Below are 24685 nucleotides of genomic sequence, written 5' to 3' on the forward strand. Positions count from 1 at the left end.
AATGATTCGATTAACAACAATTAAAATTTTCGCTGTTCTTCTCATTGCTCTTACGGGCTGTCAAAAGTTTAAACCTTCTGAGGTGACCATTCCCGAGTATCCAGACTATTCAGCTCTAATGGTAGAACAGGTAGAATTCCTTAGAAATAGCGGGGCCAGGAAAGAAGTCTGGTTAGACGGGAAAAGTGAAGTTAGAGTCCTGAACATGGATTCTACAACTTGGTCAGAAGAATTAGCATTTCTTAAAGAAGTCAATCCGAATCAACCAGAGTATGTTGGAGCGTTTGAAAAAAGTGGAGATGAATTTAGTCAAACTCTTACGTTGGTCGCGGGTGAGAATGGAGCACTTAAAAGGACCACTTTTTCAAAAAGTGATATCGGCTATCAAAAAATAAATGCAACGTTTCATGAGGACAAGGATGTCTACATCCACCACCGTGAAATAGAGCTGAATTTTCAGAATGGTTTACTTAGGTCATTGCAAATTGACGGATATCAAAAAATGATGTTTAAGGATACGGTAAGGTTTCGAATCCAGATCTCTGTTAACTAGAGCTTTGCATCCAGCATCTTTATAGCCGTTGCTGCAGCCTCATCTCCTTTGTTACCATGTTTGCCTCCTGCACGATCCAAGGCTTGCTTCATATTATCTGTGGTAAGCACTCCAAAGATGATTGGTTTATTATATTTCAAATTCACATTGGTAATACCATTGGCCACAGCATCACAAATGAAATCGAAGTGACGGGTCTCGCCTTGTATCACACAACCTAAGCAAATAACTGCGTCAATGTCTTTTCGCTCTGCCATCCATTGTCCTCCAAGACTTAGCTCAAATGTTCCAGGAACATTTAGGCGTTGGATGTTGTCACGGGTAGCCCCTGCATTGATCAACGTCTGACACGCACCAGAATAGAGCGATTCGGTTACCTGCTCATTCCATTCTGCAACTACAATCCCAAACTTGTTTTTACTAATGTCTTGAGATTGGTTGATCTTAACATCGCTGAGGTTTTTTTCTGATGATGCCATATTTCAATTATTAACTAACAACTCACAATTAATAATTGGCTCAATTTACTGTGCTGAAGCTTGTAGGCGCGACTTTTGTTTTTTTGCGTCATTCACTTCCGCTGCGTTTGGATAGTTGTTAATGATTGTACCGTAAGTAGTAGCTGCTGCAACAAGACTTCCGTTTTGTTCCTGAGCGATTGCTAATTTCTTCAGATAAATCGGAGTAAATGAATCATTCTCTCTGTAATCAGCTGCTTGTTTGTAATAGTTGATTGCATTTGAGAAATCATCTTGCTCCATGTAAGCATCACCAATCAATGAGTATGCTCTTCCTTGTAATAAGTAATCATCACTACTAAATTTTTTGAGGTTTCTGATGGCGCCATCAAAATCACCAAGCTTTAAATAAGACGCTCCCGCATAAAAACTTGCAAGATTAGCCGCCTTGGTGCCTGGAAATTCGTCCATGATCTCTAGGAACCCATAGCTATTTCCATCTCCATTAAGCGCAAGACCAAGGCTATCAGTATCAAAGTAAAACTGCGCTTGAAATAGCTCTTCTTGAGCTGTCTGGTTTTGGTTGGTGATATAGTAATTATAAGCAGCGAAACCTACGATTGCCAGTGCAAGGATTCCTCCAATACCAAAGACCATCGCTTTGTTTTTCTTACTACTAAAAAACTCATTGGCTTTTTCAACGATTGCATTTGGATCTTCAAGGATCTCTATGCCGTCATCTTTTTGTTTTCCTTTTGCCATTTCCTTTGAATGTTGAGCATTCTTATTCGTATAGAATGCCGGATTATCTCAATTAATATCACGCCATTTGGCGTTTGCGGACGCAAAGATATATTTTTTGTTCAGATGTGTAAGGTTATCAGATAATTATGTGTTCACAAACGGATAATCGTTCTCAACATAATTATCTGTGTAAGCTTCGGAAGTCTCTGGCCAAGGTGAATCTTCAGCAAACTGAACTGCATCTGCTACTCGGCTTTTGATTTCATTATCAATCTTTTTCAGATCCTCTTCTGTGGCCCACTTGTTCTGGAGAATTGCTTGTTTTACCTGCTCAATCGGATCTTGCTTTTTGTATTCCTCAAGCTCTTCCTTTGTCCGATACTTTGCAGGGTCTGACATGGAGTGTCCTTTGTATCGGTACGTTCTAAACTCCAGGAAAGTAGGACCATTTCCTTTTCTAGCTCTATCGGCCGCCCTGGCCACTGCGTTGTGAACATCTTCCACCTTCATCGCGTCAACAGGTTCAGATGGCATATCATAAGCTTCAGCAAGCGTATGAAGCTCTGTTACGTTTGACGTACGCTGAACGGAAGTCCCCATCGCATATCCATTATTCTCCACAACAAAGATTACAGGCATTTTCATGGTCATAGCCATGTTGAATGCCTCGTGCAAAGCCCCCTGACGAACTGCTCCGTCTCCCATGTAGCATATGCACAAGCTCTTTGTGCCTTTATATTGTTCAGCAAAACCAATTCCTGCACCAAGTGGAATCTGAGCTCCCACGATTCCGTGACCACCCATGAAGTTCACTTCCTTGTCAAACATGTGCATAGATCCACCTTTCCCTTTTGAAACGCCTGTTGCCTTTCCATAAAGCTCTGCCATCACTTTTCCAGGATCAGTACCTAATGCAAGCGGGTGGCCATGATCTCTGTAAGCGGTAATCCACTTATCATCTTTATCAAGTGCGGATACTGCTCCCGAAGCACACGCTTCCTGGCCAATGTAAAGGTGACAAAATCCTCGAATCTTCTGCTGGCCATATAGCTGACCCGCTTTCTCTTCAAACCTTCTCATCAACTGCATTGAGCGAAACCACTCCATGTACTGCTCCTTCGAAAACTCTTTTGATTTTTTTGTTGTCTTTTTAGCCGCCATAGGACCCAATTGTTTGATTTACTTTGTAAAACGGATAGCGAAATTACAGCAAAAAACGATGATCCTAAAAAGCCTAAGGCTTACGCACTTTAAGAATCACACTAAATCTCACTTTGAATTTGAGGAACGGATCAATTGTGTCCTTGGCAAAAATGGAAAAGGAAAAACCAATTTGCTTGATGCGATCTATTATTTATCCTTCACAAAAAGTGCAGTCGGCTCTCAGGACAAACTGACAATTTCACACGATCAGCAAGCATTCACACTTTTTGGTACATATGAAAATTTGACCATTGCTCTTCAATTTGAGAAAGGAAAAGTAAAAACCCTAAAAATAGATGGGCAAGAACCAGACAGATTGAGTGATGTCATTGGGAAGGTTCCCCTGGTCATCGTTCTTCCAGATGATACTTCCATGATCAAAGAAGGAAGCGAAGAAAGAAGGAAATTTTTCGATGGAGCCTTGGCACAATTTGATAATGAATACCTGAAGGCATTGCTACAGTACAACAAGCTTTTGAAACAGCGAAACAGTTTGCTCAAACAAGAAGATGGCCGAAAGGTCAATGTTCAACTACTTGACACATATGATGATCAGCTCATTCCACTAGCTCTGACTATCTCTAATAAGAGAAGAGAAATGCAGGAAGTATTTCTTCCCTTTCTAGAAAAGAACTATGCCGATTTGCACGAAGGCGGTGAGAAACCAGCTTTAAATTTCAAATCTCATGTTGATAATTCTTTTAAAGAAAAATTTAAGGCCAACGTGCAAAAGGATCAAATCATGCAGAGAACACTTCTGGGTAGCCATAAAGATGATTTTGAATTCATGCTTGATGGCGAGCTGATTAAAAAATTTGGTTCTCAAGGTCAACAAAAAACATTCATCATTGCTTTAAAGCTCGCTCTTTACGATTTCTTAAAAGAGCAAACTGGCAAAAAACCCCTGCTGCTTCTCGACGATATCTTTGACAAGCTGGATGATTCCAGAATACACCTCCTTGTCTCGCTTTTACTAGACAATAACCGCTTCCAACAGATTTTTATTACTGACGCTCGAAAGGATAGAAGCAAAGAGTTTTTTAAAAAAGCTTCTAAGGTCAAATTTCTTATTCTCAACTGAATCCGGCCTTACAATTTTGCATCTAACGAGGATGTAGCCTTTTTGTACACGATGTTACAGTCAATTACCGTGGACAAGTATTTAACTTTCTATCATATTTAACCAAACACAAAAATTATGAAAAAGTTAATCTATGTATTTGCGATTGTCGCATTGGGAACTGCATTCATATCCTGCGAGCAGGAAGATATCTCACCAGATCAGTATGAGTTAGTAGATCCTGAATTGACAGAAGAAGAAGGTGGAGAAAAAGAAGGAGATAGACCCTCCTCAAAGAAAACCTGATATTCTTCGAAACCCTGGCATATACCTGATTCATGGTATTTGTCAGGATTTTCTATATCTTAGCGTAACCCCTACCACCCTTTCAGGACCTGCTAAAAACCAATCACTTGAAAAAATATCTATTTGCCTTTTGGGTGGTGTCCTTAATATCTGCTCAAGGAACAGACAAACTCAAACACTATTATTCTGGTAAGATCAATCTAGATGAAGAGGAAATTCTAAAGGAAATAGATCAAACCATTAGTTTACACACTTCGGACCACCTAGTAGCCTACGCGTACTATCTTAAAGCCATTAGAGAAAATCAGGAAGATCTTAGTTTTCAGGCATATGAGACGTACGACTTATCATTTAAGTACCTCCAGGAATCTGATTCATTAGATTCCTATTTGTATTTCGCAATTCTTCTCAACCAAGGGGTCCTTTTAAAAAACTATGGACTTGTTCAATTTGCTGTCGAAAAACACGAGCAAGCACTATCTCATGCATATGCCTATAGTGAATCAAGAGGTATCAAGTTGAAATACAACCTCGGTTGGGTTTTAGAAAAGTTGGACAGAGAGCGTTCCCTTGAAGTATTTATGGAAGTAATTGAGGAGGCTGAAAAAGCAGGACTTATGGAAAGGGTGGCCAAATGTTATCTTGAAATATCCAAAATGTTCAATTACTCTTCCGAACATGTCGGCGCAATAGAGCAAATGGAAAAAGCCCTGCAATATGCACAAAGTGATTATACGCTTGCCCGGATTTATCACAACCTGTCTCATACCCATTATCTAATGCGACAGTACGATGAGCAGAAAAAATGGTTAAAAGAATCACTTACTAAAAGGCATGGAACCGATCGATTTATTTCACTCATGGATCTGGGTGAATCGTACATGATTTCCAACAACAGGAAACTTGCGGTTGAATCACTTCGGGAGGCTATTTTATACTACGAGGATCAAAGTCTCCATCCAGATAATATTAAGCTTTTTAAGTGGTTGTCTATGGCCTATCCAGACAGCATTTCTTATATAAAAAAACAAGTGGATGAGCTTGAAAAATACATTGTGATTCAGGAGAAACTAGAGGCCCGGCTCAAACAACAAGCCATGTTTCAGCTCTATCTGCGCCTTGAAGAACAAAAAAAACATGAAAAAAAAGTAAGTCTATATCAGGCGATTGCTTTGACCGGTGGGCTCGCTGCGTTGATAATACTACTGACCTGGCGCATCTGGTGGTACCGACTAAGAAAGCGTTTAGGCAAAAAGATACTTTCTATGGTAAATCATTGGGTAGAAGAAGATAATGACGGATAATAAATAGATTTGAGTTCAGATCGATACTATCGATCACACAAAATGAAAGAAGATCCAATTAAAAGTTTTCGCAACGCATTTCAAGGTTTCTTAAAAGAGGAAAATCTGGAACACACCTTCAAGCAGAAACAGGTTATCGCAGATTGGGAGCGTATCATGGGCAAAACCATTGCTGCCAGAACCACCAAAGTCTTCTTTAGTAAGAAAACACTTTTCGTAAAGCTTTCCTCGGCACCTTTGAAAAACGAAATGCAAAACTCAAAAACTCAAATCATTGACTTAATAGAGAAAGAGATAGGCAGAGGCGAGATTGATGATGTGAAGTTTTTGTAGCTACTCCCTAAACTTCACTCTCCACGCCAAGTAATAATCAAAAGAAGTGGAGTTCTGCCGCTTTGTTTTTCCAAATCCAGGAATGTCGAAAGTCTTGAGTTCACCTTCGCCATTGATCTGGCGAAGAAACTGCCAGCGCATGGTAAAGCCCATGTAAAGGTTAGACACGATTCTGCCTCTCAGATTAAACGCCACTTCCAGCCACCGGGCAGCTAGCGCATCGTTTTCCAGCAAATAGCTCTGTTCACCAAATCCCTGATCTGCGATATAGATGAGCTGATCATTAAAATTGGCTCTTGCGTATCTCAGCCCAAGAGAAAGCACATTGCCGCTTGCTTTGTCTTTTGTAAAGTTCCGATCAAAGCCTATGCGGTAGTAGCTGCCTTTATTTTGATAGGCAAAGGTTTCACCACGCTGGTGCTCCTCCACACCCAAGTCAAACACCACATTATATTTATGAATGGCAACTGCAGTTTGAAACTCATGGGTGGTCAAATCATCGGAACTGGCAAATGTCCGGATACTTCGAATGACATTCACACCAACCTTTACTTCATACGGTCGAAAGTCCACTGACTCTTTCTTCTTTTTCGGAGCTGCTGGCTGGCTGGCTACAACCAGACTAATAACCAATGTCAATATGCTAAAAGTAGATCTCAACATTGGTGCTTATTTGTCTATTAGTAACTGTTCCTACAACCACTGTAGAATCAAACGTTTGTCTTACGGTATCTAAGCCAATGAATGTGTAAGACGGATCACATTTTTGATCAAAAATGGTCACCTGCTTTTCTGCATAGCTAATCTCCAATTCAAAATGCGAGGTGTCCGAGTCAAAGAAAAATGTAGTGGTTGGATCATCCGGGTTGAGGGGAAGTCCAACACCTGTAGAGTCTGTGAAGGGTGTAAATGAATATGGAGAGTTCTCAGCAGTGATGGTAAATCCAATTTTTTTTTCAGCTGCACTTTCAAGATCATAGAATCGAACCGCCATGAAGTCCAGGTCATCATTGGTGCCACAGTTTTCAATATCCTCACAGGATATGATCAGAAGTCCGAATAATATGATTGCGAGTTTTTTCACAGGCGGCAAAATTAAACCTTAAAGGTTTCTACTTACTTTCAACTTGAGTCAAAAAGACTTAAAAGATCAAATTTCTTTGACCGACAATTACCATTATTTATGTCAAACCCTTCGCAAGGGTCTAATGTAACCCTCAGATTTCCATTAGCTTTGCGCCCGAGAACGAAAGTCTATGAAAACGAAGGGGTTAAAGAAAACAAAAGTCAACATCGTCACTCTTGGGTGCTCCAAAAATCTGGTGGATTCTGAAGTGATGCTGACACAGTTGAGAGGAAACAATATTGATGCCACGCATGAGTCAACGAAAGACGATGCAAATGTAGTGGTAGTCAATACGTGTGGGTTCATTGATAACGCTAAGCAGGAATCCATCGATACGATCCTGCGATATGTAGATGCCAAACAAGAAGGTCTTGTAGAGAAAGTGTACGTTTCTGGTTGCCTTTCTCAGCGCTATAAAGACGAGCTAAAAGATGAAATTCCGGATGTAGATGCCTGGTTTGGCACCGGTGATCTGCCAGCACTTCTCAAAAAATTTAAAGCAGACTATAAGAAAGAGCTCCTTGGCGAGCGAATCGTAACTACAAATAAGCACTACGCTTATTTGAAGATTGCCGAAGGATGTGACCGTCCATGCAGTTTTTGCGCCATCCCGCTGATGCGAGGCAAGCACGTGTCCAAACCTCTGGAACAAGTGATTGCTGAAGCACAATCACTCGTGAAGAACGGAACCAAGGAGATTCTTCTCATCGCGCAAGATTCTACCTACTACGGCTTAGACCTATATAAAAAGCGAAATCTGGCTGAGTTGATGGATAAACTTGCAGATGTGGAAGGCTTAGACTGGATTCGACTGCACTATGCATTCCCAACAGGCTTCCCGGAAGATGTACTAGATGTAATGGCCAAAAGATCCAACATCTGTAATTATCTGGATATTCCGTTGCAACATGCCTCCACGAACATGCTAAAGCTGATGCGTCGAGGAACTACAAGAGAAAAAACTGAAGCTCTATTAGATAAAATGCGAGCTAAAGTACCGGATATTGCTATCCGAACTACTTTGATTGCCGGACATCCCGGTGAAACACAGGAAGACTTTGAAGAAATGCTTGATTTTGTTGAGAAAAACAGATTTGAGCGTTTGGGTATTTTCACCTACTCACATGAAGAAAACACCCACTCATACAATTTTGAGGATGATGTACCAGACGAAACCAAACAAGAACGCGCAAATGCCGTAATGGATTTGCAGGAAGAAATTTCCACAAGCATAAATGAAGCGAAAATCGGCAAAGAATATAAAGTGCTGATCGATCGGATGGAGAGCGGAACTTTCATTGGCCGAACAGAACATGACTCACCTGAGGTAGACAATGAGGTGATCATTCCTGCGGACCATTCATACTTGCGAATTGGAGATTTTGCCCAGGTAAAAATTACCGACGCTACTGCATTTGATCTGTATGGCGAACCAATTAAGCCTTAACCCTCTTTACTAAAGCGTGCGCACCGAGACCATCCCTTTAGACGAGACCGACTGTTTTTCGCAGTTTTTTATAGACTACATTAATCAAAAAGAGGAGCTTGCTCCATTTTATAATTCGTTTCCTTCGGTTCCGAATTTTAAAAACGCAATTTCAAAAAGGAATTTCAAAGATTCGAATCGCAAGGTTCTGCTAAAAGTTTTGAAAGAACAGTATGCAAACCTTGAAATATCCGCTGCTGTTTCCAATAATATTGATGCGCTTGCTGAGCCAAACACTTTCACCATTACAACAGGTCATCAACTCAACATTTTCACCGGTCCGCTTTACTTTATTTATAAGATTGTCACGGTAGTCAATGCGTGCAAAACGCTAAAGCAGGCCTATCCTGAATACAACTTTGTGCCTGTTTATTGGATGGCCAGTGAAGATCATGACTATGATGAGATCAACCACTTTTTCTTTGAAGGGAAAAAGTATGTTTGGGAAACTGATCAAAAAGGCGCGGTGGGTCACTTTGATCCATCAGGCCTAAAAGACATTGCCAACCAGCTTCCAAAGGGTGCAGGATTTTTTAAGGACGCTTACTCACAGGAAACGCTAGCCAATGCAGGAAGAGCCTATGTAAATCACCTCTTCGGGGACGAAGGGATCGTTGTAGTAGACGCAGATCATCGTGAACTAAAATCTCTTTTTAATGAAGTCATAAAAGACGACCTCTTTGTTCATAGTTCAGAAGGATTAGTTGCCCAAACATCAGTTTCATTAGATTCACAAGGATATAAAACTCAAGTTCATGCCCGTCAGATCAACTTCTTTTATCTAAACGATGGTGTCCGTGAGCGCATTGAAAAAACAGCGAAAGGCTTTAATGTAGTTGATACTGATATTCGCTTTGATGAGGATGAAATGCGCCAGCTTATCAACGATCACCCAGAAAGATTTAGTCCAAATGTTATTTTAAGACCACTATATCAGGAAACCATCCTGCCTAATTTGGCTTATGTTGGTGGCCCCTCAGAAGCTGTTTATTGGTTGCAACTAAAAGCTGTCTTTGATCACTTCAAAACACAATTTCCATTGCTTATGCCACGAAACTTTGCGTTGGTAATTCCGCCAGAGGCCTCCACCAAATGGGAAAAAACAGGCCTGCCAAATACTGACATTTTTCTAAACGCAGAGAACGCCTATACCAAATGGGTAACGTCAAATTCAAAACACGAGCTTAGCTATTCTATAGAATTGCAAGATTTGAGAGCAATTGAAGAGAAACAAAAACAGAAAGCTAAGAAAATTGACCCGACACTGACACAGCATATAGAGGCTCTTTACGCCACATTCACTCAACGAATTGAAAAAGCTGAAAAGAAACTTGTGCGTGCTGAAAAGCGAGAACATCAAGAAAGAAAGCAACAGCTTGAAGCTGTTAAAGAAATGCTTTTCCCTGGCGGCAGTTTGCAAGAGCGTAAAGACAACTTTCTCAACTTTTATTTAAAAGATCCCAACTTTATTCAGGTTTTGCTTCAAACCTTTGATGCGTTTAATTATCGCATGTACATGCTGTATGAGTAACTCATTATACTAATAGAACCTAGAACGTTCCTTTTTCCGTGATTGATAGTTATTTTACATCTGTCAATGTATCAGTATGGAAATAAGTACACCTACTCTTTTAGTCGACAAAGAAAAATGCCTCCAGAACATCGAAAAGATGTTGAGAAAAGCACATCGATCAGGTGCTGAACTGAGGCCTCATTACAAAACCCATTTTTCTGCAGAAATTGGCAAATGGTTCAAATCTAAAGGAATCACAAAGTGCACGGTCAGCTCTGTTTCAATGGCGAAGTATTTTGCCAAAAACGGGTGGGATGATATTACGATTGCCTTCCCATACAATCCATTAGAAGCCTCTGAACTATCAGAACTTGCATCTAAGATCAATCTCAATATCCTGATCGTTTCTGAAGAAAGCCTGGAACATGCATTGAAAAACATTAAAAGCAGCGTTGGTTTCTTCATCAAAATTGATGTAGGTACGCGTAGAACGGGTATTGATCCACGCAATGAGAGACTCATTGAGAAGCTTATTTCAAAAGCCGACAAAAAAATGTTGTATCGAGGATTTTTGGCCCATGCAGGGCATACCTACGGCTGCCGTGATGTGGAAAGTGTAAAATGGATATTTGACGGAGCTGTGAAAGCACTAACTCAATTGAAGGAAAAATTTGGAGGAATAATTTCTTATGGGGACACCCCTTCCTGTAGTTTGATGGAAGACCTTTCCTTTTGCGATGAAATGCGTCCAGGAAATTTCATTTTCTATGATTGGATGCAACATAATATTGGTTCATGTAGCATAGAGGAAATTGCAGTTTGCCTCGCATGTCCTGTTGTTGCTGTCCATGAAGAACGCGACGAGATTATTATCTATGGCGGTGGTGTTCACCTTTCTAAAGAAATGATTGTAGAAAAAAATCTAATGGGAAAGGATCAAAACTGTTTTGGCAAAATGGTGGTATTGGAAAAACTCGGTTGGCAAACTAAGGTCAAAGGGAATGTGGTGAGGCTCTCTCAAGAGCATGGAGTAATAAAGTTATCTCCAGAAGAAATCGTTCGTGTAAAAGTTGGTGACCTGATTGGTGTGATTCCTGTACATTCGTGCCTTACTGCCGATTTGCAAGGACATTATCTCTCAACAAAAGGAGATCGAATTGAAAAGATGACGAAACACTGACAATGCAGAAAACACTTTCACTGGTTCTTATTTTACTCGCCCTAACTGGCTTAGCCAAAACCGATCCTCCTAAAGACTCAATTGATCTCATGATCGGGCAAATGATCATGATTGGAATTGGTGACTTCAATTTGGTTGATTCTTCAAAGCCAATTTTTAAGGAAATAAAAGAAGGGAAGGTCGGGGGCATTGTCCTTTATGAAAAAAACATTCTTTTCGAGAGTCCAAAGCCTGAATTGGCCCTTCTTGTAGAGATGCTCCAAAAAAATTCTCCTGTCCCACTTTTCGTAAGCATTGACGAAGAAGGTGGGCGTGTTACTAGAATGAAAACTAGGTATGGTTTTCCAAAAAACGTCTCCGCTCAATACTTGGGCGACATGAATAACATGGATTCTACTCGTTTTTATGCCCATCAAACAGCGTCCATTCTTAGCAGTTTCGGGATAAATATGAATTACGCTCCAGTAGTGGACGTCAATATGAATACCCGTAATCCTGTAATTGGAAGACTGGAGCGTAGTTACTCAGAAAATTACGCGGAGGTGATCCAACAGGCATATGAAGTTATAAAACAGCATAATAGAAAAGGTGTGGTGCCCGTACTAAAGCACTTTCCCGGACATGGAAGTAGTCAAAGTGACACCCATTTAGGATTGGCCGACGTTACAGAATCATGGCAACTAGAAGAGATGTATCCTTATTCGGCACTAATTGATAGCGGTGTAGTAAAAGCGGTTATGACAGCACATATCGTGAACAGTACACTTGACAGGAGTAAAAACCCAGCTACATTATCCAAGCGTATCGTCACAGGAATGCTTCGTGACTTTCTCGGCTTTGATGGAGTAATCATTTCGGATGATATGCAAATGGGAGCAATTAATAATGAATATGGATTACGAGAGGCGATAAAGCTGTCAATTGAGGCGGGAGTGGACATGCTCATGTTTGCAAATAATGTTCACGATTACGAGAGGGTTTCAGCAAGCACAGTTCATGCCATTATTAAAGATCTACTATTCGAAGGGATTATTACCCGAGAGCGAATTTATGATTCCTACAAACGCATTATGAAATTAAAAGCGGATACAGGACTTTGCGATGATGATTATTACCGTTCGTTAAAAAATAAACTCAGAGTATATAACTAGGTGCCGAATAAAAGCTGATTTTACTATCTTCACCCTTCCATGATCCAATACAATCCCAAATCCTGGTTTTCTCTCATCTTTGACGTCTACAGTAGATACGTCATTAGAGCACTATTTCCTCTGATCCTGTTTGCTGGGGTTCTCACTACAGTATTGTGTTTTCTTTTCATAGACGTATTGCATGTCAATATTGTTGACACAAAGGCATTTCACTCAATTCTCGGGGTAATTCTTGGTCTATTTCTGGTACTCAGAACCAATACAGCCTATGATCGCTGGTGGGAAGGACGAAAGTTGTGGGGACAGCTGGTAAACGACTGTCGGCAGATGGCAATTAAAATTTGTGCTTTTCTTCCAGAAGACGCCACTGAGGATCGCCTGTTCTTTAAGAAGATGATTCCAAATGTCACTTTTGCCATGAAGCATCACCTTAGGAGTAGCATACTTGTAGGAGAAATGGATTTCTTCGATGAAAAAACTAAGAAAAGAATCATAAACAGCAACCATCGGCCAAACATCATTAATAAAATAATGATGGAACGTATAATGGATTTAAACAAAAGAGGCTTGATTACAGCTGACAAGCTGTTTATAATTGATAAAGAAATCAAAGGATTTACTGATATTATTGGTGCTTGCGAGCGCATTAAATCAACCCCGATACCATACTCTTACAGTATGTTTATCAAAAAATTCCTTTTCATTTATTGTATCACCTTACCTATGACATTCATTGGCGAGTTTGGGTACTGGTCTATCATCTTAGTGGCAGTTGCATTCTACTTTTTGATGAGTGTAGAGCTTATCTCAGAAGAAATTGAAGATCCATTTGGTCGGGATATTAATGACCTGCCACTTGATGAACTTTGCGTGAAAATCAAAAAGAACATCATAGAAATTTTCAACAATAACTAACTTGACAATCCAAAATTGCTATTAACATTTTCTAATTATGAAATTCAATCAACTTAAACTAGTCTCTCTGGCACTATCTGCGGCCGTGCTTGTATCTTCATGTGGTGGTGGCAGTCAAGAGAAATCTTCAGACGCTTCATCAGAGTTTGATGCAGCAAAAGAGCAGGTAGCAGCCGATGTATCTAAGGTATTAAAGGATTTACCTCCTCCGTCAGAGGTTCCATATCTATTGATGAGTGCGGGTGCTGAATTCGACCCAACAATTATTAATTCGCTTGATAAGTTGGAGTCGTATCAGACTAACGAATCAAAAGCAGCGCTTAATTTAGGTGTATACGCTACCGACATTGGGTATTTAACATCCTACGAAAAGTCAGAATTGGCACTTGACTACATGGGCGAATGCCAAAAGCTAGCAGCCCCTGTTGGAGTTTCTGGTGCCATTGATTACGGTATGATTGCTCGTTTTGAGGCAAACATGGAGAACAGAGATTCTTTATCTAGCATTATAAATGAAGTAATGCAGAAATCTGGAGCTCGACTGAGCGAGCTTGATGAACTTAATAGTGCAGCATTGCTTCTTGCAGGTAGCTGGATTGAAGGTGTTTATATTTCTTCTACCATTGTAAATACCTATCCTGATGATCTTCCAGAAGAATCAAGAACCCTAATTCTTGAGCCTCTTGTAAAAATCGTTATCGATCAAAAAGTTTCTTTGAACGACCTTCTTCAAGTGATGAATGATGTGCCAGAGTCTGAAGAAGTAAATAACATGCTTGCGGAACTTGAAAAAGTAAAAGCTATCTATGACGGAGAGCTAGCTGAAGTGGAGAAGCAAATTGCTGAAAACACCGGAAGCTTTGTGTTGACACCTAGTACTTTAGATAATCTATCTGCTGAAGTGTCCAGAATAAGAGCATCAATTATTGAATAATATAAAATCTAAACCTAACCAGCCGTCATTGCTTAGCTCTGACGGCTTTTTTAATTTACAGGGTCATGCTAATGTTCTAACTTTAGCCAACTAACCAACCTAACCACTAACTCCACATGAGTGAAGAATTGCTCAAAGCTATCATACGCCTACTCGTAATTGTTGCGAAGGAGGAAGGACAAGTAGACGAAAGCGAGAAAGAAAGCGTTCGAGAATTTCTCTATGAGAACGTAAGTCGTGATGATACCAAGCATTATCTCAAGATTCTTGACGAATACGTTAAAGAAATCGATACCAAGGATGATTATAGCCAGATCGATGATATAACAACCAATATCAATAATGAGCTGACTCAACCCCAGAAACTTGTGGTAATGGTAAAGTTGATGGAGCTAATTATTGCAGATGAAAAAATTACGGAACGTGAATCTGATCTATTATATCGTATTGGTAAAAACTTCAAGTTTGAAGATGAAATTGTAGATGCAATCAAGCATTTTGTAGTCAACAAAGATCCAAATGGCTATTCTGACATGTACTCTGTTGTCGTTTCTGGAGCTGACGAACCAGATCGTCCTCGTCAAATTTTCCATGAGCAGCTTAAAGGTCACCTTGCCTTTTTCAAGCTTCCAAAAATTGATACCTGTTTTTTTAAATACTATGGCGGTGACATTGTTAGCCTGAATGGCTTGATGATTTCTCCAAACAAGATTAAGGTTTTCTCAACCGGAAGTTCCATCAAAGGCAAGAGAACTGAGCGACTTTATTACAGTGATGTGGTAGGGATATTGAGAGATGATATCACTGAAACTAATGTGTCATTTGTTGCCGAGAATATCTCCTACAAATTCGATAACGGGAACATCGGTTTGGTTGAGGTTAATATTGCCGAGTCTACAGGCCGATTGGTTGCAATCATGGGCGGTAGTGGCGCCGGAAAGTCCACCCTATTCAATGTATTAAATGGCACGGCAAAACCATATAAAGGATCAGTTCGAATCAATGGAATTGACATCTACCAAAATTCTAAAGAAGTTGAAGGTATCATAGGGAATGTACCGCAAGATGATTTACTCATTGAGGATCTAACGGTTTATCAAAACCTCTACTATGCTGCTAAATTATGTTTCGATAATACGGAGAAATCAGTACTAAATGAGCTGGTCAACAGGACATTAGAGTCACTTGGTCTGACAGAAGCTAAAGATCTGAAAGTCGGCAATCCACTTCAAAAAACAATCAGTGGTGGTCAACGGAAAAGACTGAACATTGGGTTAGAGTTGTTACGGGAGCCATCTGTTCTATTTGTTGATGAGCCCACAAGTGGCCTCTCATCACGAGACTCTGAAAACATAATGGATTTGCTTAAAGAGCTCTCATTAAGAGGTAAAATGGTGTTCGTGGTAATTCACCAGCCTTCCTCAGAGATATTCAAAATGTTTGATAAGCTTGTGATTCTGGATACAGGAGGTCATCAGATCTACTATGGCAACCCTGTAAAAGCTGTGACCTATTTTAAAAATATGGTGGAAATGATCGACAAGGATCAGAGCGCCTGTATTGAATGTGGGAATGTGAATCCGGAGCAAATCTTCAACATCATAGAAATGAAGGTGGTGGATGAATATGGAAGATTCACTAATAAACGAAAGTACTCTCCGACGCAATGGCACGAGCAGTTCGCTAATAACATCGAGGTTGAGAAAGTGGTAGAAGAAGATACCAAGCCTGAGAAATCTCTAGATCTACCTAACAAACTAAAGCAGGCTAAAATTTTTCTTCAACGTGATGTGCTTGCCAAGATTAGCAATCGACAATACGTTTTGATAAACCTACTTGAAGCCCCGGCTCTTGCACTGCTTCTTGCGCTAATTACCAAGTTTTCGCCTGACGGCTCTCAGTATACTTTTTATAAAAATGAGAACATCCCTGTGTTCTTCTTTATGAGCATAATTGTAGCCCTTTTTATGGGTCTAACTGTAAGTGCAGAAGAAATCATTAAGGATAGAAAAATTCTAAAACGAGAAGGCTTTCTTCATTTAAGTAAACTGAGCTATCTATCTTCAAAGACTCTTATTCTGTTTTGTCTTTCTGCGGTTCAAACATTACTTTTTGTTCTTGTTGGATCTCTAATTTTAGAAATACAAGGAATGACTCTTTGGTATTGGGTGATCCTTTTTTCAGTGTCATGCTTCGCTAATATTCTAGGCTTAAATATTTCAGCAGGTTTCAACTCCGTCATTACAGTTTACATATTAATTCCACTTCTGATCATTCCTCAACTAATTTTGAGTGGAGTTGTCGTTGATTTTGACAAACTGAATTCCACTTTTGCAAATCGTGAGAAAGTGCCATTCATTGGTGAAATGATGGCATCTAGATGGGCTTATGAAGCACTTGCTGTTACACAGTTTCGGGATAACCCTTCCAATAAAGATTTCTATGCATTAGATAGAGATGTAGGTATCAATACATATAAGTCAGTTTATTATACCAAGTACCTACAGGAACATCTCGACTACTGTTTTGAGAACAAGGATTTTAAGGGAAGAGCAGCTCATCTGGATTTAATTAGAAATGAAATTAAGAAGCAACTAAGCATCTTCGGAGAAGATAAACTACCTGATGTGGATCAGGTTACTGAAGGAGGCCTAACGAAAAGGGTTTATACTGAAACGGCAGATTTTCTGGCAGCTATTCGTTCGGTATATAATTCACGTCGGAAAAAAGCAAAAGATCAGCTCGATGAACTAATCGCTGAAAGAACGAAAACACCAGATCTGGAAGAGCAATACATTACAAAGAAAAACACTTATGAGAATGAACGGATTAGTATTATGCTCAAGAACATATCGACGAAGAAAAGAATACTGACTTCAGGTAACAAACTTGTTCAAAAAATATATCCTATCTACGCAAAAAAAGAATTTCCTGATGGAGCTCTTGAGTTCAGAACGAATTTTTATTACCCTGAAAAGCACTTCGCTGGGATGTATATCGATACAAAGATCTTCAACCTTATTATCATTTGGCTGATGACAGTTATTCTGTTCATAGCAGTGTATTACGACTGGCTTAGGAAAATAATAAGAAGTGGACAATTTTAAATAGGTACGTTTACGTGTCGCTCTGCATGATAGGACGATCGTACTAAAGGTCCGGATTCTACATACTTGAGTCCACGTTTCAATCCTTCCTCCCGGAAATGATCAAACTTGTCCGGGTGTACAAATTCTGCGACTTCAATGTGTCTTTTTGTTGGCTGAAGGTATTGGCCTAGTGTCAAGATGTGCAATCCATGCTGAACAAGATCATCCATAGCCTTGTAAACTTCTTCATCCGTTTCCCCCAGTCCAAGCATAATGCCAGACTTAGTCCGCTTACCAGCTTCCATTGTCAATTTAATCTGCTCAAGACTTCTATTGTACTTAGCTTGAGGGCGCACTCTTCTATAGAGTCCCTCCACTGTTTCCATGTTGTGAGACACTACTTCTTGGCCTCCTTCTATCATTCGATACAGTGCTTCCCAGTTTCCCTTCACATCCGGAATCAATGTCTCTATAGTCGTTTCTGGAGAAAGATTCTTTGTTTCAACTACTGTTTGATACCAAATTTCGGCTCCGCGATCTTTCAGCTCGTCTCTATTTACTGATGTAAGTACTGCATGTTTTACTCCCATCAGTTTAATAGCTTCAGCTACACGTTTTGGCTCTTCTACATCATACTCTGGTGGACGGCCAGTTGCCACTGCACAAAATGTACAGCTTCGGGTACATACATTGCCGAGGATCATGAAAGTAGCTGTTCCCTCGCCCCAACATTCACCCATATTGGGACAGTTTCCACTCTCACAAATTGTGTGAAGTTTATGCTGATCTACCAGTCTTCTTACTTTGGCATAGTTTTCACCAACAGGGAGTTTTACCCTTAGCCAATTTGGCTTCTTCTTTCTCTCTGGTTTATCTACTACTGGTAAATCAATCATACGCTACTATTCAGATATAAAAGTGCAAATCTAATTCAGGAAAGGTAGATTCCCGCCTATTTTCGGGTTCCCCAAAACAGTGTGAAGAAAACAGAAGAATAAAAGGATTTGTTCGGCTGGGTGGGCACAAGTACAATCTCCTCAGAGAATACCTCGGCCATTACACCTACTTCAACACCAGCTACATTTCTTCTATACGTGCCAAATTCAAATAACAATGATCCTTTTACATGAAAGCCTGGAGCAAAATCTGCATCTCCCAATCCTTGGAAAAGTTTTCCCGGGCCGGCAATATTCTGAAAAGAAGGAAAGTTCACAACATTAAATGGCTTGTATTGTTGATCGGCGCCAAGTACGTAATACGGTGTAATCAAACCAAAAGTAGGCCCTCCGGCAGCTGCCATGCTAATTTGAACTCCTTGCTGATTGGCTTTCTTATACATCAATTTTTCCAGGCCGTAGTTGGTTCGGATTGCATATAGATAATTAGACTTACCATAAATGAAGCCAGCACCACTTAATCCAATGTATCTAGCTTCACTCGGATGTTTTACGTTCGAAAGTTCCAACCCAAATGTATGATAAACATTATCTCCTTTCTTCCTACTATGCCGTACCATCAAGCCTCCTATCAGGCCTCCGTTTGTGTTTTTATTTATCCCCCATATCCACTCCGATGTATACTCAAAATCTTCACCTTCAAAAAGCTGAGCCGAGGTGAGCAACGGAAGAATAAAAAGTATAAGTAGATGGATTTTTTTCATGTCTGCTATTCCATAACAAAAATAATGCGCTAGTCCCTATTCCTTTTGTGCCATTGTATTAAGTTCCTCGTAGCTAATTCCCATATGAGAAGTATTGAAAACTGCTTTTCCATTCCTGATTAAAATAGCTTGAGGTGATTCATGCTTAACGCCATACCGAGAAGCGATTTCATTGGAAATATCTCGGTGAGCGATTAAATCCAAATAATATGGCTCAAATAATGCTTCCTCCTTGTACGATCTTTCAAATCGACCTAGTGCCATCGCACTTATTGAACATCGCGTGCTATGCTTGAAAAGAAGTACAGCTCTCTCTTTTGAGAGATTTTCAATTTCCTCAAGCTCAGATATTCGATCCAGGTTTTTCCATGGAAGAGGCACTTTATCTTTTGATGAAAATAGTTTTCCTAGCATTCTGTATTGAGATCAATTATTCCAAATTACACGTTCCTTCTTGTCAAACTTCGGTTCTTTCACTGGTTCATTAACACCATTTGAGTTTTGCTTGTTCCCATTCATTCTTGTCCAGAAAATATTCCATTTTCTAAACATTTTTCGGATTTTGGGATTGCTAAACTTCATAGCCATATGGTAATTGCTGCTTGGATGTTGGTCGCCAATTCGCCGATTCTTGACTTTCATGTCGCCTTCCCATAGTGAGGATTCCTGAAAATATTTTGATTCTCCCCATTCTCTTGAATTACCAAAGAATCGAATTTTTGTCCCAGAATACCTCGGACGAACCTTAAAATCGACTCCTCTAAATGGTGATCCGGCAGAATACCGAGGCCTAACATGAAAGTCTTTCCCTCGAAAAGGCATCCCTTGTGAATACCTGGGTGTTATTTTGTAATCCTTGCTTCTAAAAGGCATCCCTTGTGAATAACGTGGAGTTATTCTATAATCCTTGCTTCGGAAGGGCATCCCACGTGAATAACGTGGGGTTATTCTATAATCTTTTGCCCTAAATGGTGATCCTTGTGAATAGCGAATATTCACCTTATAGTCCCTCCCCCTGAAAGGGTTCGAAGGAGAATAGCGTGGACTTACTTTATAGCTCCTTCCCTTGAATGGGTTTCCTCGAGAATACCTGATACTTACTTTATAATCCTTGCCACGAAATGGATTGCCTCCTGAATAACGAGGTGATGCTTTGAATTTACTTCCTCTGAATGGGTTCCCATATGAATAACGAGGAGTTACTTTATAATCACTTCCTCTAAACGGATTGCCCCCAGAATATCTTGGTGAGTACTTTCTTGTCTTAAAACTAATAACGCCACCAGATGTCCTTGGCCTAACCGAATACCGCTTTTGGCGGTCTCTAACAGAAGAGTATCGAGGGGAAGTCGTGGTAGAAAGTCTAAAAGGTGAAGATGCGCTTGAATAGCGTGGCGGTGTTCTTCTGCCCGAGCTTGGAATACCTGCGCTATTACCAGGCTTTTTTTTGCTCCGAAAAAACAGAAACCCTTTACGCTCAACTTTTTTGGTTTTGAGTCTGCTGTCATTATCCTCAAGCAATTGAGCTTCGGCGGTGTAGACTGCCGCACCAATTAAAAATGATATGATAAGAAATCGTTTCATTCACTCTATCCCGTCCAAAGGTTGGCAATTTAGGTGATAATCTCAACGATTCGATCGATTCGATTCTTCCCCAGCCTTGGTTGGTACAAAAGAAACGCCTAATTCACTTAAACATTTTCTAAGCAATTAGGCGTTCTAGTTATGTTATCCGATTAAGCCGGATTATATCTGAATAGGTTCTCCCTGAGCGTTGAGTACTTGAAATTCGGTAAGCGCTTTTGAGCTATCCTCCACCATATTGACCCAGCGGAAGTATTTGAAAAACCACTTAACCCTTCTGGAAAAAACACCCGCTGTAAAATAGGTATATAGATATGGGTGCAATGCAACAGTTATCTTCTTTTCATTCTGAGATTCAAAGAAGTACATGATGGTATTTTCCACTTGATCGGCCACCTGTATCGAGGCTGAAATCTTTCCTGTTCCGCTACATGTAGGACAAACCTCTTTGGTAGCTATTGAAAGCTCCGGTCTTACCCTTTGACGGGTAATTTCCATCAGACCAAATTTCGACAAAGGTAGAATGGTGTGCTTGGAGCGATCATCTTTCATAGCCTCCTTCATCTTTGCATAGAGCTTTTTCTTATTCTCTATTTTTCGCATGTCGATGAAATCCACAACGATGATTCCTCCCATATCTCTTAACCTAAGCTGTCGTGCAATCTCCTCAGCAGCATCCAAATTAACTTTCAGTGCTGTATCTTCCTGATTATCCTCTTTATTGGATTTGTTGCCGCTATTGACATCAATCACATGGAGTGCTTCAGTGTGCTCGATGATGAGATAGCCGCCGTTAAGCATGCTTACCGATTGACCAAATGAGGTCTTCATCTGTTTTTCTACTCCTGTAGCTTCAAAAATCTTGGCCTTCCCACTGTATTGTTTTAGAATCTTTTCCTTGTCTGGAGCGATTCCCTTAACAAAGGTCTTGATCTCTTGGTATAGCTCCTTGTCATCTACCATGATGCTATCAAAGCTTTCATTGAGAACATCTCGAAGAATGGAGTTGGCGCGGTTCATTTCGCCAATTACCTTGTCACGAACTTTCGCTTTTTGCAAGTCCTTCATGCCTTGATCCCAGCGATCGACCAGATTTCGTAGATCAGTATCAAGCTCTTTTACATCCTTGCCCATCGCGACAGTACGGATGATCACACCAAACCCTTCGGGTTTAATTGAGCTGATCAGTCGTTGTAGACGCTTACGTTCGTTTGCGTCAGTTATTTTTTTAGATACGTTTACCGTATTCGAAAACGGCACCATTACCAGGTATCTACCTGCTAATGACAACTCGCATGAAAGTCGTGGACCTTTTGTAGAAATAGGTTCCTTTACTACCTGCACCAAAACCTTTTGTCCTTTGGTAAGGACTTGACTCATCTTACCGAGCTTATTAATATCTGGCTCTGTTTTAAAGCCAGCCAGCCTAGTGCTGTTTAGCTTCTTAGCTAGTGTAAGCTTGGTAAACTTATTTAGTGATTGGACTTGTGGTCCTAAATCCAGGTAATGTAAAAAGGCATCTTTCTCATATCCTAAATCAATAAAAGCAGCATTCAATCCTTGAACAACTTTCTTTACTGATCCTAGATAAATGTCACCTACGTTGAAGGTTTGACCTCCTCCGTCTTGGTGAAATTCTACTAGCCTTTTATCCTTTAGTAAAGCAATACGACATCCCTCGCGAGTTGAGTTAATGATTAGTTCATTACTCATAGCGTTTGTTTAATGGGTGCCTATTACTTCTTCTTGTGTCTGTTTTTTCTAAGTCTCTTCTTTCTCTTGTGAGTAGAGATTTTATGTCTCTTTCTTTTCTTACCGCAAGGCATAATTTCTGTTCTTTAAAGTTTTTAAAATGTTTTAGAGCCCTTTGAGATAATCATTGGCCATCATCTTAATGGCCGGAATGGAATCTCTTGAGGCTAAGATTTCCTCCAAAAGCAGGCGTGCCTGCGATTGTTGATTTATTTCCATCATAGATACTGCCAGATAAAGCTTCGCCTCATGATCAGCAGTATTCAACGATATCAAATTTTCAAAACGCTCCTTAGCTCTTTCAAACTGTCCGCTTTGGATAGCTAAGAGTCCAAGGTTCAAAATGGCTTGCCTGTTTGTTTCATCTTGAACTAATATTTCCCTTAGCATGGATATCCCAGCCATTGGGTTTTCAGATATAACAAGCGTCATTGCCAGTCTGTTTTTCAAAAAAAGGTTTGTAGGATCTTTATCCAACAAATTTTGTAATACCTCTCTGGCCTTTTCAGCATATTTCTTAGCTCGCTCTTGATCTGGAGATCTCTCATAAGCCGTGAAATAAATATCTGCGGCCAACTGAGATGGGATAATTTTCCATCTCTCAATCTTCTCCGCAACACTCGCTGCACTATCTACAACCCCATAATCGAGGAAGTGTCTCGCCAAAGAGTGCGCAAAGTTAGCTTTTTTATCAATATTTTCTTCCTCTCTAATTAATCTTCTTAACTCATTGATCTGATTTTCAACTTCTTGAGGGATTTCCATTGAGTGACTTTCTGCTTCTGTTACTTCCTGCAACTGTTCATTCTCAACAACACTTCGTGGAAGTTGAAACAAAATCACTGCCAATGCAGCTGATCCGAGAAGGAGAATTATTTGTGATCTTGTCACTTGATCTTAGAAGATTTCTTTATTTTCTCTACGAAAATTTTTGATGGCTTAAAAGAGGGGATGAAGTGTTCGTCAATTACTATGGCCGTGTTTTTTGAGATATTTCTTGCAATCTTTTTCGCACGCTTCTTATTCACGAAGCTTCCGAATCCTCTTACATAAACATTCTCTCCGTTGGCCATGTTGTTTTTTACAACAGTGAAGAAGGCTTCCACAGAGGCTTGCACATCTGCTTTATCTATTCCGGTTTTATCCGATATTTCGTTTATAACATCAGCTTTTGTCACAACTGTCTGGTTTATAGGTGGGTATTAAAATTGGGAGGCCAAAATTAAATTTGCACCTTCACATAAAAAAAGGATTTCTAAATTATTAAGTCATCGAAGAGAAAACATTTGCCGAAAGGCTAATTAATTGGTATACAGAGAGAAAGCGAGATCTTCCTTGGCGAAAAACAAAAGACCCATATCCGGTCTGGTTGTCAGAAATCATCCTCCAGCAGACTCGAGTTGACCAAGGACTTCCATATTGGGAACAATTCATGGAGGCTTTTCCCACAATTACTGACTTAGCAAATGCTCCTGAAGAAAAAGTGCTTAGACTCTGGCAAGGGCTGGGCTATTACTCCAGAGCTCGTAACCTGCATACAACAGCTAAGTATGTAAATGAGGAGCTTGGCGGAATTTTTCCTTCAACATTCTCGGAAATAATTAAATTAAAAGGTGTTGGTCCATATACCGCAGCCGCTATAGCCTCCATTTGTTTCGATCTGCCTGAGCCTGTTGTTGATGGTAATGTTTTTCGCTTTGCATCCCGATATTTCGGGGTTCATGCCGATATTTCAAAAAGTGCTTCAAGAAAAATATTTGAATCTGTTCTGAAAAAAGAAATCTCAGAAGAAAACCCTGGAAGCTTCAATCAGGCCATGATGGAATATGGAGCGACTACATGTGCACCTAGTCCAAAATGTGAAGAATGCGAATTCTCAAATAGCTGCTATGCTTTCGCAAAAGGTGTTCAAAAATCTCTTCCAGTAAAAACCGGAAAGATAAAAGTGAAAATTCGTCACTTTAATTATGTTGTGCTCAAGCATGGAGACAACTTCTTTTTGAATGAGCGAATAGAAAAAGATGTGTGGAGTGGTCTGTATGATTTCTTTTTGCTTGATGGAGTCTTTGATGAAGAGGTTGTCCTTAAAAAAACAAATCAAAATCTTGGATTGAAAAATCCTATTATCATAGAAATCTCTGAGCCATTGCTTCATGTTTTGAGCCATCAAAAAATTTATGCGCGATTTTACTTAATGACGATTTCCAATAAAGATGCAGAAATGGTGATCCAAAAGACCAACTTAAGGTCTTTTTCCGTTGAGGAAGTGCTAAATTTGCCGAAACCTAAACTAATCGTAAATTACCTTAAACGAGTAGGTATCAAATAAATAAC

At 40.0% G+C, this 24685-nt stretch carries 25 protein-coding genes; 13 read left to right on the top strand and 12 right to left on the bottom strand.

Annotated features, from left to right (window positions below; all coding sequences use genetic code 11):
• Position 1 precedes the first annotated feature (1 nt).
• A complete protein-coding gene (locus ABJG98_RS10610; RefSeq protein ID WP_348279492.1) occupies positions 2–553 on the top strand; it encodes a hypothetical protein in 552 nt (183 codons plus the stop codon).
• Here the strand turns inward: ABJG98_RS10610 and ribH are convergent.
• From ribH to pdhA, 3 genes are all read right to left on the bottom strand, one after another.
• Positions 550–1032, bottom strand: a complete 483-nt coding sequence (gene ribH / locus ABJG98_RS10615; protein ID WP_348279493.1) for a 6,7-dimethyl-8-ribityllumazine synthase — start codon at positions 1030–1032, stop codon at positions 550–552. The two genes, ABJG98_RS10610 and ribH, sit on opposite strands and share 4 nt — an antisense overlap.
• A gap of 45 nt (positions 1033–1077) precedes the next feature.
• Positions 1078–1773 (bottom strand): tetratricopeptide repeat protein, encoded by a 696-nt coding sequence (locus tag ABJG98_RS10620; RefSeq protein WP_348279494.1) that lies wholly within the window; start codon positions 1771–1773, stop codon positions 1078–1080.
• A gap of 126 nt (positions 1774–1899) precedes the next feature.
• Entirely contained in the window at positions 1900–2916 is a 1017-nt protein-coding gene (gene pdhA / locus ABJG98_RS10625) for a pyruvate dehydrogenase (acetyl-transferring) E1 component subunit alpha (RefSeq protein WP_348279495.1), read from the bottom strand.
• A gap of 58 nt (positions 2917–2974) precedes the next feature.
• On the opposite strand from pdhA, the gene recF reads away from it, so the two are divergent.
• The 4 genes from recF (at position 2975) to ABJG98_RS10645 (ending at position 5961) form a co-directional block, all read left to right on the top strand.
• Complete coding sequence (recF, locus tag ABJG98_RS10630; RefSeq protein ID WP_348279496.1) at positions 2975–4039, top strand: DNA replication and repair protein RecF; 1065 nt, start codon at positions 2975–2977, stop codon at positions 4037–4039.
• 117 nt (positions 4040–4156) lie between these two features.
• A complete protein-coding gene (locus ABJG98_RS10635; RefSeq protein WP_348279497.1) occupies positions 4157–4324 on the top strand; it encodes a hypothetical protein in 168 nt (55 codons plus the stop codon).
• A 107-nt stretch (positions 4325–4431) separates the two neighbouring features.
• A complete protein-coding gene (locus tag ABJG98_RS10640) occupies positions 4432–5628 on the top strand; it encodes a hypothetical protein (RefSeq protein WP_348279498.1) in 1197 nt (398 codons plus the stop codon).
• 42 nt (positions 5629–5670) lie between these two features.
• A complete protein-coding gene (locus ABJG98_RS10645) occupies positions 5671–5961 on the top strand; it encodes a DUF721 domain-containing protein (RefSeq protein ID WP_348279499.1) in 291 nt (96 codons plus the stop codon).
• Here the strand turns inward: ABJG98_RS10645 and ABJG98_RS10650 are convergent, their stop codons facing one another.
• Both ABJG98_RS10650 and ABJG98_RS10655 read right to left on the bottom strand, forming a co-directional pair.
• Positions 5962–6624 (bottom strand): DUF6048 family protein, encoded by a 663-nt coding sequence (locus tag ABJG98_RS10650; protein ID WP_348279500.1) that lies wholly within the window; start codon positions 6622–6624, stop codon positions 5962–5964.
• Positions 6605–7045: a hypothetical protein gene (locus ABJG98_RS10655; protein WP_348279501.1), complete on the bottom strand. Its 441-nt coding sequence runs from the start codon at positions 7043–7045 to the stop codon at positions 6605–6607. The genes ABJG98_RS10650 and ABJG98_RS10655 overlap by 20 nt, the downstream gene beginning before the upstream one ends.
• A 172-nt stretch (positions 7046–7217) precedes the next feature.
• Here ABJG98_RS10655 and rimO point away from each other — a divergent pair, with 172 nt between their 5' ends.
• The 7 genes from rimO to ABJG98_RS10690 all read left to right on the top strand — a co-directional run bounded on the left by rimO (position 7218) and on the right by ABJG98_RS10690 (position 17373).
• Positions 7218–8534 carry a 30S ribosomal protein S12 methylthiotransferase RimO gene (rimO, locus tag ABJG98_RS10660; protein WP_348279502.1) on the top strand — a complete coding sequence of 439 codons (1317 nt, stop codon included), beginning with the start codon at positions 7218–7220 and terminating at the stop codon, positions 8532–8534.
• A gap of 16 nt (positions 8535–8550) precedes the next feature.
• A complete protein-coding gene (bshC, locus tag ABJG98_RS10665; RefSeq protein ID WP_348279503.1) occupies positions 8551–10104 on the top strand; it encodes a bacillithiol biosynthesis cysteine-adding enzyme BshC in 1554 nt (517 codons plus the stop codon).
• Between the two features lie 76 nt (positions 10105–10180).
• Positions 10181–11266 (top strand): alanine racemase, encoded by a 1086-nt coding sequence (locus ABJG98_RS10670; RefSeq protein ID WP_348279504.1) that lies wholly within the window; start codon positions 10181–10183, stop codon positions 11264–11266.
• 2 nt (positions 11267–11268) lie between these two features.
• A complete protein-coding gene (locus ABJG98_RS10675; protein ID WP_348279505.1) occupies positions 11269–12417 on the top strand; it encodes a glycoside hydrolase family 3 N-terminal domain-containing protein in 1149 nt (382 codons plus the stop codon).
• A 39-nt stretch (positions 12418–12456) separates the two neighbouring features.
• Positions 12457–13332, top strand: coding sequence for a bestrophin family ion channel (locus ABJG98_RS10680; RefSeq protein WP_348279506.1), 876 nt, complete (start codon positions 12457–12459; stop codon positions 13330–13332).
• Positions 13333–13369: 37 nt separating this feature from the next.
• Positions 13370–14266, top strand: a complete 897-nt coding sequence (locus tag ABJG98_RS10685; RefSeq protein WP_348279507.1) for a hypothetical protein — start codon at positions 13370–13372, stop codon at positions 14264–14266.
• A 116-nt stretch (positions 14267–14382) separates the two neighbouring features.
• Entirely contained in the window at positions 14383–17373 is a 2991-nt protein-coding gene (locus tag ABJG98_RS10690; RefSeq protein ID WP_348279508.1) for an ATP-binding cassette domain-containing protein, read from the top strand.
• Here the strand turns inward: ABJG98_RS10690 and lipA are convergent.
• From lipA to ABJG98_RS10725, 7 genes are all read right to left on the bottom strand, one after another.
• Positions 17370–18251: a lipoyl synthase gene (gene lipA, locus ABJG98_RS10695; protein WP_348279509.1), complete on the bottom strand. Its 882-nt coding sequence runs from the start codon at positions 18249–18251 to the stop codon at positions 17370–17372. The two genes, ABJG98_RS10690 and lipA, sit on opposite strands and share 4 nt — an antisense overlap.
• A gap of 56 nt (positions 18252–18307) precedes the next feature.
• Positions 18308–19015 (bottom strand): hypothetical protein, encoded by a 708-nt coding sequence (locus tag ABJG98_RS10700; RefSeq protein ID WP_348279510.1) that lies wholly within the window; start codon positions 19013–19015, stop codon positions 18308–18310.
• Between the two features lie 36 nt (positions 19016–19051).
• The gene (gene ytxJ / locus ABJG98_RS10705) at positions 19052–19429 is read right to left on the bottom strand and encodes a bacillithiol system redox-active protein YtxJ (RefSeq protein WP_348279511.1); all 378 of its coding nucleotides are present in this window, start codon (positions 19427–19429) and stop codon (positions 19052–19054) included.
• A 12-nt stretch (positions 19430–19441) separates the two neighbouring features.
• Positions 19442–20599, bottom strand: coding sequence for a hypothetical protein (locus ABJG98_RS10710; protein ID WP_348279512.1), 1158 nt, complete (start codon positions 20597–20599; stop codon positions 19442–19444).
• A gap of 162 nt (positions 20600–20761) precedes the next feature.
• On the bottom strand, positions 20762–22312 hold the full coding sequence (locus tag ABJG98_RS10715) for an Rne/Rng family ribonuclease (RefSeq protein WP_348279513.1): 1551 nt from the start codon (positions 22310–22312) through the stop codon (positions 20762–20764).
• A gap of 144 nt (positions 22313–22456) precedes the next feature.
• Entirely contained in the window at positions 22457–23242 is a 786-nt protein-coding gene (locus ABJG98_RS10720; protein ID WP_348279514.1) for a tetratricopeptide repeat protein, read from the bottom strand.
• Entirely contained in the window at positions 23239–23529 is a 291-nt protein-coding gene (locus ABJG98_RS10725; RefSeq protein ID WP_348279515.1) for an HU family DNA-binding protein, read from the bottom strand. The genes ABJG98_RS10720 and ABJG98_RS10725 overlap by 4 nt, the downstream gene beginning before the upstream one ends.
• Before the next feature lie 92 nt (positions 23530–23621).
• On the opposite strand from ABJG98_RS10725, the gene mutY reads away from it, so the two are divergent.
• Entirely contained in the window at positions 23622–24680 is a 1059-nt protein-coding gene (mutY, locus tag ABJG98_RS10730) for an A/G-specific adenine glycosylase (protein ID WP_348280089.1), read from the top strand.
• Positions 24681–24685 lie beyond the last annotated feature (5 nt).

Origin of the sequence: Ekhidna sp., assembly GCF_039960695.1 — a bacterium.
Taxonomy (GTDB): Bacteria; Bacteroidota; Bacteroidia; order Cytophagales; family Cyclobacteriaceae; genus Ekhidna.

Coding starts and splice junctions, on each gene's coding strand:
- ABJG98_RS10715 (WP_348279513.1), bottom strand. CDS start 22,312: ATGAGTAATGAACTAATCATTAACTCAACTCGCGAGGGATGTCGTATT.
- ABJG98_RS10700 (WP_348279510.1), bottom strand. CDS start 19,015: ATGAAAAAAATCCATCTACTTATACTTTTTATTCTTCCGTTGCTCACC.
- ribH (WP_348279493.1), bottom strand. CDS start 1,032: ATGGCATCATCAGAAAAAAACCTCAGCGATGTTAAGATCAACCAATCT.
- ABJG98_RS10645 (WP_348279499.1), top strand. CDS start 5,671: ATGAAAGAAGATCCAATTAAAAGTTTTCGCAACGCATTTCAAGGTTTC.
- rimO (WP_348279502.1), top strand. CDS start 7,218: ATGAAAACGAAGGGGTTAAAGAAAACAAAAGTCAACATCGTCACTCTT.
- ABJG98_RS10610 (WP_348279492.1), top strand. CDS start 2: ATGATTCGATTAACAACAATTAAAATTTTCGCTGTTCTTCTCATTGCT.
- ABJG98_RS10680 (WP_348279506.1), top strand. CDS start 12,457: ATGATCCAATACAATCCCAAATCCTGGTTTTCTCTCATCTTTGACGTC.
- pdhA (WP_348279495.1), bottom strand. CDS start 2,916: ATGGCGGCTAAAAAGACAACAAAAAAATCAAAAGAGTTTTCGAAGGAG.
- ABJG98_RS10710 (WP_348279512.1), bottom strand. CDS start 20,599: ATGAAACGATTTCTTATCATATCATTTTTAATTGGTGCGGCAGTCTAC.
- ABJG98_RS10685 (WP_348279507.1), top strand. CDS start 13,370: ATGAAATTCAATCAACTTAAACTAGTCTCTCTGGCACTATCTGCGGCC.
- ABJG98_RS10650 (WP_348279500.1), bottom strand. CDS start 6,624: ATGTTGAGATCTACTTTTAGCATATTGACATTGGTTATTAGTCTGGTT.
- ABJG98_RS10635 (WP_348279497.1), top strand. CDS start 4,157: ATGAAAAAGTTAATCTATGTATTTGCGATTGTCGCATTGGGAACTGCA.
- ytxJ (WP_348279511.1), bottom strand. CDS start 19,429: ATGCTAGGAAAACTATTTTCATCAAAAGATAAAGTGCCTCTTCCATGG.
- ABJG98_RS10690 (WP_348279508.1), top strand. CDS start 14,383: ATGAGTGAAGAATTGCTCAAAGCTATCATACGCCTACTCGTAATTGTT.
- ABJG98_RS10620 (WP_348279494.1), bottom strand. CDS start 1,773: ATGGCAAAAGGAAAACAAAAAGATGACGGCATAGAGATCCTTGAAGAT.
- ABJG98_RS10675 (WP_348279505.1), top strand. CDS start 11,269: ATGCAGAAAACACTTTCACTGGTTCTTATTTTACTCGCCCTAACTGGC.
- lipA (WP_348279509.1), bottom strand. CDS start 18,251: ATGATTGATTTACCAGTAGTAGATAAACCAGAGAGAAAGAAGAAGCCA.
- recF (WP_348279496.1), top strand. CDS start 2,975: ATGATCCTAAAAAGCCTAAGGCTTACGCACTTTAAGAATCACACTAAA.
- ABJG98_RS10670 (WP_348279504.1), top strand. CDS start 10,181: ATGGAAATAAGTACACCTACTCTTTTAGTCGACAAAGAAAAATGCCTC.